This is a genomic window from Acinetobacter sp. 228 (assembly GCF_048147885.1).
In genome coordinates, this window is record NZ_JAYWYV010000538.1 from 1 (window position 1) to 1079 (window position 1079).

The window sequence follows — 1079 nt, forward strand, 5'->3', positions numbered from 1 at the left end:
CGGTTTACCCATGGCCCTACTGTTGGAGTATTTGCAGTAATTGTTGCCCTTAAATTAGAAGCATCGCCACTGTTTAAACGAATAACACCAGCGAAACCTAACGTATCATTATAAAAGAGACTCATTCCACCAGCAGATGTTGCACCACCTAAAGTTTGGAAGAGCTGTAGACGACTACCGTTTAAACTAAAGTTATTCCAAATAGCTTGCAAACGTAAACGATTCGCACGGCTTGCATCAGTACTCGTACCGATCAAACCATTAGAGTCACCATAATTAAATTGATCTGTCGCACCATTTATTTTATTTGGATTTCGAACAAAAATATCTGACCATAAACCTAATTTAAGTTTATAGGCATCAAGCCCAGCAGTATCTCTTGTCCCTACTTCATATAAAGGCGCTTCTAAAGCTAAATAGGTTACTTGGCAAGTTGGATCAGCTGCACCACTACAATTTGTCGCACTGAAATTCGGCACAGAATTTTCTGTCGCAACTTTAAAAATCCACGGATTAACAGCCGTACCCCAACTCGAAATGGCCGCTGCTGCCTCGGTAGAAGCGAGACGGGTATTTGTATCGTTATCAGATTTAGAAAGAGCTAAACCATAAAGAAAAATATCAGCTTTACCTACTGCACGGTCACCCGAATCAATCGTACCATTTTTATTGGTATCTGCAGCCGTCATACTTAACGGCCCAACAGGTACATAATTGATATAGCCTGTATCCTTAGTACGGTCAGTTAAAATTTGATTTGTGGTTTCGTTCGCTCCTGCTCCACGAAATACCATATAAGTATTTTGAGGTAAAATAGCAATACCTTCACCAGTAGTTTCACTCAAACCAGCATCAGAAAGTTCTTCAAGAGCAAAACTCGATTGGCTTATAAAAAGACCAATTAAACTTGCTAAAACGGTTTTTTGAAACCTTACCGTATAATTAAGTGTAGTCATCTTGACCTTCCTGTTTTATACGATGCCTTGCACCATATTTATTTTTCTTTAACAATCCTTGAGATCAGGTGAAGCGATCCTTTTTCACCTTAGACAAAGAAACAAACCTAACTAGATATTGCC

1 pseudogene is annotated in these 1079 nt (G+C 39.1%); it reads right to left on the minus strand.

Annotation, left to right across the window (positions count from 1 at the left end):
- Positions 1-956 (minus strand): annotated as a pseudogene (locus tag VXQ92_RS20595) (hypothetical protein); the annotation flags it as partial.
- Positions 957-1079 lie beyond the last annotated feature (123 nt).